The sequence below is a fragment of the Nocardioides sp. NPDC057772 genome (assembly GCF_042798075.1).
Lineage (GTDB): Bacteria > Actinomycetota > Actinomycetes > Propionibacteriales > Nocardioidaceae > Nocardioides.
This window is the reverse complement of record NZ_JBHVKN010000004.1, coordinates 26,888-35,071: the sequence shown is the minus strand read 5'-3', so window position 1 is coordinate 35,071 and position 8,184 is coordinate 26,888. Positions and strand designations below refer to the sequence as shown.

The following is an 8,184-nucleotide window of genomic DNA, read 5'->3' as shown; positions in this document are numbered from 1 at the left end:
GATCCGCTCCGTGGGCCGACGCCCCCGGCTCCGGGCCCCCGCCGCCGGTCGGCCCCCGGCCAGGACCACCAGTCGCTTCTCCTGGCTCTCGCCGGTGCCGGCCGGGGCCCGACGAGACGGCGGAGCAGCTCCGCCGCCTCGTCGGTCACGGCGACCCGCGCCGGAAGGGAGGAGGCGTGGGTCGCGCTCATCAGAAGAACCCGAGGGCGTCGGGGCTGTAGCTGACGAGCAGGTTCTTGGTCTGCTGGTAGTGGTCCAGCATCATCTTGTGGGTCTCGCGACCGATGCCGGACTGCTTGTAGCCGCCGAAGGCCGCGTGGGCAGGGTAGGCGTGGTAGCAGTTCGTCCACACCCGGCCGGCCTTGATCTCCTTGCCGGCGCGGAAGGCCTGCGACCCGTCGCGCGACCAGACGCCGGCACCGAGGCCGTACAGGGTGTCGTTGGCGACCTTGAGGGCGTCGGCCTCGTCGTCGAAGCCGGTCAGCGAGACCACGGGACCGAAGATCTCCTCCTGGAAGATCCGCATCGAGTTGTCGCCCTCGAAGACGGTCGGCTGCACGTAGTAGCCCTCGGCGAGGTCGCCCTCGAGGATGTTCCGCTCGCCACCGGTGAGCACCTTGGCGCCCTCGTCCTTGCCGATCTCGATGTAGGACAGGATCTTCTCGAGCTGGTCGTTGCTGGCCTGGGCGCCGATCATCGTGGTGTCGTCGAGCGGGTTGCCCTGCTTGATCTTCTCGACCCGGGCGATCGCGTCGCCGACGAAGTCGGAGTAGATCGAGCGCTGGACGAGCGCCCGCGACGGGCAGGTGCAGACCTCGCCCTGGTTGAGGGCGAACATGGTGAAGCCCTCGAGCGCCTTGTCGTAGAAGGCGTCCTTCTCGGCGGCGACGGAGTCGAAGAAGATGTTCGGGCTCTTGCCGCCGAGCTCCAGGGTCACCGGGATGATGTTCTGGCTGGCGTACTGCATGATCAGCCGGCCGGTCGTGGTCTCACCGGTGAAGGCGACCTTGGCGACGCGGGGCGAGGAGGCGAGCGGCTTGCCGGCCTCGACGCCGAAGCCGTTGACGACGTTGAGCACGCCGGCGGGCAGCAGGTCGCCGACGAGCTCGATGAGCTTGAGGATCGACCACGGGGTCTGCTCGGCGGGCTTGAGCACGACCGCGTTGCCGGCGGCGAGCGCGGGAGCGAGCTTCCAGACGGCCATCAGGATCGGGAAGTTCCACGGGATGATCTGGCCGACGACGCCGAGCGGCTCGTGGAAGTGGTACGCCACGGTGTTCTCGTCGATCTCGCCGATGGTGCCCTCCTGGGCACGGAGCACACCGGCGAAGTAGCGGAAGTGGTCGATGGCGAGCGGGATGTCGGCGGCCAGGGTCTCGCGGACCGGCTTGCCGTTCTCCCAGGTCTCGGCCACGGCGATGGCGGTGAGGTTCTCCTCCATCACGTCGGCGATCTTGAGCAGGATGTTGGCCCGCTCCGTCGTCGAGGTCTTCCCCCACGACGGAGCGGCAGCGTGTGCGGCGTCCAGGGCTGCCTCGATGTCCTCGGCCGTGCCTCGGGCGATCTCGGTGAACGGCTTGCCGTTCACCGGCGAGATGTTCTCGAAGTAGGCGCCCTTGACCGGGTCGACCCACTGGCCGCCGATGTAGTGGCCGTAGCGACCTTGGACGGTGACCAGTGAGTCGGGCTGGCCGGGAGCTGCGTATACGGTCATCGGAATTCTCCTCAGGCAAAGTCAGGCATTGGGGCGTGATCGTGGTCACAGACGCTAGGAACGCCGAGGTTGCAGCCACGTTGCGCGACCGATGCAACGTGAATGCAACCTTGAAATGTGACCCTCGTCACCAGAGGAGGTCCGGATGAGCGATACGAAGCAGAGCGCCTCGATGCGCGCAGCCGTGGCGGACTCGTGGCACCGGTCCGCCGCCGCCGGGGTGACCGCGGACGACACGTGCGCGCCGATCACCCTCCCCGAGGACCAGCTGCGAGACGTACGTGCCGCCCATCCACTGGCTCGGGTGTTCCCGCTCCTCGACGACGTGCTCGGCCAGGCGGCGCGTGACTGCGACGCGATCATGGCGGTCTCGGACGAGGCCGGCCAGCTGCTCTGGGTGTGCGGTGCCCCGGCAGCACTCCGGCGGGCCGAGCAGATCGGCTTCGTCGAGGGGAGCAACTGGGACGAACGGCTCGCCGGCACCAACGCACCCGGCCTCGCGCTCCGGCTCGACCGACCGACCAGCGTCATCGCGGCCGAGCACTTCCGGCGCTCGGTGCAGCCCTGGAGCTGCGCCGCCACCCCGATCCACGACCCCGGCGACTCCCGCCTGCTCGGCGTCCTCGACATCACCGGCGGAGACTCCATCGTGGTGCCCCAGACGATGGCGATGGTGCGCGCGGCCGCCAGGCTCGCGGAGTCCGAGCTGGCGCGCGAGCAGCTGCTGCCGAGGCAGCCCGAGACCCGGCCGGGGTGGGCACGGATCGCGGTGGAGACGCTCGGTCGCCAAGACCTGCTGCTCTCGATCGACGACGGCCGTGGCCACCATGCCCAGCTGCGGCTCTCGCCCCGCCACAGCGAGATCTTCCTGCTCCTCGCCAGCGCCCCGCGCGGGCTCTCCGGCGACGAGCTCGCGGTGCTGCTCTACGAGGACGACGGCGGCTCCTCGACGCTGCGCGCCGAGCTGAACCGGCTGCGCAACCTGCTCGGGGACGAGTTCCTCGCCTCCCGTCCCTACCGGCTCACGACCGAGGTCACCGGAGACTGGCTCGGCGTCGAGGCACGCCTCGCCGTGGGCGACGTCGCCGGCGCGCTCCGCTGCTATCGCGGGCCGATCCTGCCGCGCTCGGTCGCGCCCGGCGTGGTCCGGCTGCGCGAGACGCTCGCCCAGCAGCTGCGTGCCGCGGTGCTCCAGTCGGGCCAGCCCGATCTGGTCTCGACCTGGACCCGGTCCGCGTGGGGCGCCGACGACTACGAGATGTGGCTGCGCCTCCAGGACCTGCTGCCGCCCGGTTCCCCGCTGATGGCGCTCGCGGACGGCCAGATCGCCCGGCTGGACCGCGAGGTGGGTCTCTGAGATGACCACCGGAACCGCACCCTCGACGGCCGTGATGGCCCGCACGTGGGGGGTCTCGCCCCGGCAGGAGCCCGTCCTGCCGACCACGGCACCGCTCGACCAGGTGGTGAAGTTCCAGGCTCCCGAGGTGGTCTTCGGGCCCGACTCGCTGGGCGAGGCGGGCTACGCGGCCTCCCGGCTCGGCGCCCGGAGGCCGTTCGTCGTCAGTGACCCGGGCATCGTCGAGGCCGGGTGGGTCGATGAGCTGCTCCGGCTGCTGCGGGCCGAGGGGCTCACTCCGGTGCTGTGGACCGATGTCACGCCGAACCCCAAGGACCACGAGGTGCGCCGCGCCTACGAGAGATACGTCGAGGCCGAGGCCGACGTCATCGTGGCCATCGGCGGCGGCTCCTGCATGGACGCCGCGAAGGGGGTCGCGGTGCTCTCCGGCAACGGCGGCGACATCCTCGACTACGCCGGGATCGACCAGATCGCCCGGCCGATCCCGCCGATGCTGATGATCCCGAGCACGTCGGGGACCGGCGCCGACGTCTCCCAGTTCTGCATCGTCACCGACACCGACCGTCGGGTGAAGATCACGATCATGGGCCGCGCGCTGGTCCCGGACGTCTCCATCACCGACCCGCGGCTGCTGACCACGATGCCGGAGGCGCTCAACGCCGCGACCGGCCTGGACGCACTCACCCACGGCATCGAGTCGTACGTGTCGCTGGCGCACAACCCGCTGGCCGACGGGCACGCGATGAGCTCGGTGGCTCTCGTCTGCCGTCACCTGCGCTCGACCGTCACCGATCCGGGCGCGATGGAGCACCGCGCGATGATGGCGCAGGCGAGCCTGCAGGCCGGGCTGGCCTTCACCAACGCGATCCTCGGGGCCACCCACGCGATGAGCCATCAGGTCGGCGGGCTGCTCGACGCCCCGCACGGGGTGGTCAACGGCGTGCTGCTCCCGCACGTGATCCGCTACAACGCGCGCTCGGTCCCGGATCGGTTCGTCGGCCTCGCGCGGGCCGCCGGCCTCCCGGTCGACGGCGTGCCAGGGGACGTCGCCGCGGAGATGCTCGCCGACCACGTGCGGCGCCTGGCCGACGACGTCGGCGTCCCCCGGCGGCTGCGGGACCTCGGCGTGACCGACACCGACCTCGACACCCTCTCGGTGACCACCCTCGACGACGCCTGCCTCACCACGAACCCGCGACCGGCGAGCCGCGCGGAGATCCACGCGCTCTTCCGGGAAGCCCTGTGAAGGTGGCCCGGTGAGCGCACCTGATCTGGCAGCACTGACCGGCGTACGATCCGGCAAGCGTTCCTACTACCGCGCCTTCCTGCGCTCCGACGAACGGATGCAGCAGGCCGTACGCGCCATGGACTCGATCTCGCGGGCGCTGGTGCGCACGGTGGAGGGTCCGCGCGCGCTCCTGGAGGAGGTGGCCCGAGCGGCCGCGGTCCACCTCGCCGCCGAGTGGACGATCCTGGCGCTGGCCGACGGTCACCTGACCGGCGCGAGACCGAGGTTCATCGTGGTCGACCACGACGGCCGGGTGGTCGGCGACGAGGAGGAGCTCCCCGGAGTCGTACGTCGCGAGCTCGGTGCGATCCGGGCGGGCCATGCCACCGGGGCGCCGGGGCCGGCTCGCTGGGTGCGGGTGCCGATGACGCTGGAGAGCGTCATGATCGGCAGCCTCGTCGGCCTCCACGGTCTCGCCGACGATCCGGAGCCCGGCGACCTGTCGGTGCTGCGCATCCTGGCCAACGAGGCGGCGGTGGCGCTGCACACCTCCGAGCAGTACCAGGCCGGGCTCGCCCAGCATCGCCGCGCCCAGCGACTCTACGACGAGGTCGGCGCGCGGGAGCGGGACCTCGAGCAGCGGACCCGTGAGCTGCGCCAGGCCGAGGAGCGACTGCTGGTGGCGCGGCAGCGGGAGCTGGTCGACCACGAGCGGCACCGCATCGCGCGCGAGCTCCACGACAGCGTGACCCAGTTCGTGCTCTCGGCGGGGATGTCGGTCGAGGTCGCGCGGGGCGAGACGGAGGAGCTGGGCCCGGCCGGCGAGCGGATCGGCGAGCTCCTCAACACCGCCAAGCAGCTCACCCAGGACGCCGTCGAGCAGCTGCGCCGGGCGATCTACGCCCTGCACCAGCCGCACCGCGACACGGTCTCCTCGCTGCCCGAGCTCCTGCACGAGGTGGCCGAGCACCATCGCCCGCACCTGGACGTCTCGGTGCGGGTGGAGGGCGAGGTGTGCCCGATGCCCGCGGAGGCCAAGCACGACATCGCCCGCGCCGTCGGCGAGGCGCTCTTCAACGTGGCGGTCCACGCCGAGGCCTCCCAAGCGGTGCTCCGGCTCCGCTACCGCAAGCACGAGCTCTACGTCGGGGTCGCCGACGACGGCCGAGGAGATCCCGGCCTGCTGGCCCGGAAGCTGCGTCTCGAGCGCGGCGCCTCGATCGACGGGCGACACCGCGGCCTGGCCAACATCGAGACCCGGATCAGCGAGCTCGGCGGCACGGTCGCGTTCCGGCGCTCACATCTCGGCGGCGTCCGGGTCGAGCTCCGGGTGCCGCTGCCGGTCGTCGATCGCGGCCGGGGAACCATCTGCGGGCTCATCGAGGACCCGCAGTAGCCGCTTCGAGGAGGAACCCATGACCACGCTCAGCCCACCGCAGGCGGTCCCCGAGCAGGCGACCACCGGCATCGACGTACTGCTGGTCGACGATCACGCGATCGTCCGTCAGGGGCTGCGGTCGATCCTCGAGCGCGAGCCCGGCCTCCGGGTGGTCGCGGAGGCGGCGACCGCGGCCGAGGCGCTGGCCCGGGTCAACAGCGCCCGCCCGGACATCGTGCTGCTCGATCTCAAGCTCTCCTCGTCCTCCGACGCCGAGGGGCTGGAGCTGTGTGCCGCGCTGACCCAGCGGCACCCGGAGGCCCTGATCCTGGTGCTGACCACGTTCCTCGACGAGCAGCTGGTGATGCAGGCGATCCGCGCCGGCGCCCGCGGCTACGTCGTCAAGGACGTCGACACCACCGGGCTGGTCCGGGCGATCCGGGACGTCGCGAGCGGCGGCAGCGCCTTCGACGCGCGCTCCGCGGCGGCGATGATCCGCGGCGTGAACATGCCGGTGACCAGCGACGACTCCGAGCTCACCACGCGCGAGCTCGAGGTGCTGGAGCTGCTCGCGCACGGGCTGTCGAACCGTGCCATCGGCCACCGGCTCTACATCTCCGACACCACCGCGAAGTTCCACGTGGGCAACATCCTGCGGAAGCTGGGTGTCAGCCGCCGGGCCGAGGCGGTCTACGAGGCGTCCAAGATGGGGCTCCTCTGAGCCTCGAGGTTGCCGTGCCGTCGCCCGCTGGCCGCCATCGGGGGGAGGGTTGGTGTGTGTCTCTTTGGTCTCGTGACCGGGTTCCAGCACGGGTGGGGCCAATACGTGGTTCGGGTTGGGAGATTTCGAACCAGGGTGTCTGGGTTGGGTGCCATTTGCCTGACTTGTCTGGGTTCCAGCAGCGGTCCGGGTTTGGTTGGGATACCTGTCCCTGACTGGGTTTAGGTGATTAGGTTCGTTTGATTTTGCTTTGCGTGGTAGGCTCGGCGCAGGCGCGAACGTGAAGGCCGACCACCTCGAAAGAGACGTGCCCCCATCATTCGATGTGCGGGTATTCCAGGGGAACCAGGGGCGTGAACGCTGAGCTGCGAGGGTAAGTAATAGCCCGTACTGCCGGGCCTCCGAGACCAGCGAACCAGAACACGCCTGCGTGGGCGGGTGTGAAGAGTTCGTACGTCGGGAGGTGACCGCTTCGATGACCACGCTGCAACAGCCCCAACACCCCGTGCTGGAGGCCGTGGTCGCGGTCACCGGCGCCCTGGATCGGGTTGCGGAGGCGAACCCGGCGTTCATGGCCACCGACCAGAAGGCCACCACCCTGGTTCAGATCGCTAGGGCCAAGGCTCAGCTGGCAGAGCTCGAACTCCGAGTGATCGCCGTTGCTGACGACGTCACCGCCGAGCACGCCGCACGCGATATGGCGGCCTGGCTTCACCACCACACTCATCAACGCCCCGAGGCCCTGCGGGCCGACCTCCGGTTGGCTACCGCACTGGACCGGTCCTATGGCCTGGTCGCCGCGGCGATGCGAACGGGTGCCTGCAACCCAGCACAGGCTCAGGTGATCGCCCAGGCCCTCGACGAACTCCCGGCCGACCTCGATGTCGAGATCAGGACCAAGGCCGAAGAGACCCTCCTCGCCTACGCCACCCAGTTCGACCCCACCCAGCTCCGCCGGCTCGGCCGCCGCATCCTCGAGGTCGTCGCGCCCGAGGTCGCCGAGGCCGAAGAAGCTCGACGCCTCGCCGCCGAAGAGGCCCACGCCCGGAAGAAGACCCGGCTGAGCATACGCCGCCTAGGCGACGGCACCACCCGGATGACAGCGGTCATCCCGGACGCGGCCGCGGACCGGCTCGCGACCACCCTGGAGGCCTTCGCCTCACCCAGGCGCGAGGACGGCACCCGCACCGAGACCGGCGACTACCTGCCCTACGACTGCCGCCTCGGCCTCGCGTTCTGCCAGCTGCTGGAGACCCTCGACCCAGCCCGGCTGCCCATCCATGGCGGGGACGCCACCACCGTGATCGTGACCATCGACCTCGACCAGCTCCGTCAGGAGGCCGGCATCGCCCAGATCCTCGGCGGCAGCCCGATCACCGCCGCCGAAGCCCGCCGGCTGGCCTGCACCGCCAACATCGTCCCAGCGGTTCTCGGCGGTGACTCCGAGGTCCTCGACCTGGGCCGCAAGGAGCGCCTCTTCACCGCCGCCCAACGCCGCGCCCTCCTCCTCAGATCCGCCACCTGCGAGGCCGAAGGCTGCGACATCCCCGGCACCTGGGCCGAAGCCCACCACTGGATCGAATGGGCCAACGGAGGCGCCACCGACCTGTCCAACGCCGCACTTCTCTGCAGCCATCACCACCACCGCGCCCACGACCCCACCTACCTCCACGAACGCCTCCCCAACGGCCAGATTCGTTTCACCAGGCGCACCTAAACCGACCGGTCAGATCCAGCCCACCAACACACTCCCCGACCCGGCGCGTCTGTCCCACCAGAACCGGTC

At 70.6% G+C, this 8,184-nt stretch carries 6 protein-coding genes and 1 pseudogene; 5 read left to right on the top strand and 2 right to left on the bottom strand.

What is annotated here, in order from left to right; genetic code table 11:
• Positions 1-191 (bottom strand): annotated as a pseudogene (locus ACFVJS_RS01615) (hypothetical protein); the annotation flags it as partial.
• Positions 191-1,714, bottom strand: coding sequence for an aldehyde dehydrogenase family protein (locus tag ACFVJS_RS01610; RefSeq protein WP_378876776.1), 1,524 nt, complete (start codon positions 1,712-1,714; stop codon positions 191-193). The gene ACFVJS_RS01610 and the pseudogene ACFVJS_RS01615, both read right to left, overlap by 1 nt.
• Before the next feature lie 145 nt (positions 1,715-1,859).
• On the opposite strand from ACFVJS_RS01610, the gene ACFVJS_RS01605 reads away from it, so the two are divergent.
• From ACFVJS_RS01605 to ACFVJS_RS01585, 5 genes are all read left to right on the top strand, one after another.
• The gene (locus tag ACFVJS_RS01605) at positions 1,860-3,071 is read left to right on the top strand and encodes a GAF domain-containing protein (RefSeq protein WP_378876774.1); all 1,212 of its coding nucleotides are present in this window, start codon (positions 1,860-1,862) and stop codon (positions 3,069-3,071) included.
• Position 3,072: 1 nt separating this feature from the next.
• The gene (locus ACFVJS_RS01600; protein WP_378876772.1) at positions 3,073-4,317 is read left to right on the top strand and encodes an iron-containing alcohol dehydrogenase; all 1,245 of its coding nucleotides are present in this window, start codon (positions 3,073-3,075) and stop codon (positions 4,315-4,317) included.
• 10 nt (positions 4,318-4,327) lie between these two features.
• Positions 4,328-5,695, top strand: a complete 1,368-nt coding sequence (locus tag ACFVJS_RS01595) for a sensor histidine kinase (protein ID WP_378876770.1) — start codon at positions 4,328-4,330, stop codon at positions 5,693-5,695.
• A 19-nt stretch (positions 5,696-5,714) separates the two neighbouring features.
• Positions 5,715-6,398, top strand: a complete 684-nt coding sequence (locus ACFVJS_RS01590) for a response regulator (protein ID WP_378876768.1) — start codon at positions 5,715-5,717, stop codon at positions 6,396-6,398.
• A gap of 475 nt (positions 6,399-6,873) precedes the next feature.
• Positions 6,874-8,115: a DUF222 domain-containing protein gene (locus tag ACFVJS_RS01585; protein WP_378876766.1), complete on the top strand. Its 1,242-nt coding sequence runs from the start codon at positions 6,874-6,876 to the stop codon at positions 8,113-8,115.
• Positions 8,116-8,184: the final 69 nt, after the last annotated feature.

Excerpts from the sequence above, each read along its gene's own strand:
- ACFVJS_RS01610 (WP_378876776.1), bottom strand. The coding sequence starts at position 1,714 with ATGACCGTATACGCAGCTCCCGGCCAGCCCGACTCACTGGTCACCGTC.
- ACFVJS_RS01605 (WP_378876774.1), top strand. The coding sequence starts at position 1,860 with ATGAGCGATACGAAGCAGAGCGCCTCGATGCGCGCAGCCGTGGCGGAC.
- ACFVJS_RS01600 (WP_378876772.1), top strand. The coding sequence starts at position 3,073 with ATGACCACCGGAACCGCACCCTCGACGGCCGTGATGGCCCGCACGTGG.
- ACFVJS_RS01590 (WP_378876768.1), top strand. The coding sequence starts at position 5,715 with ATGACCACGCTCAGCCCACCGCAGGCGGTCCCCGAGCAGGCGACCACC.
- ACFVJS_RS01585 (WP_378876766.1), top strand. The coding sequence starts at position 6,874 with ATGACCACGCTGCAACAGCCCCAACACCCCGTGCTGGAGGCCGTGGTC.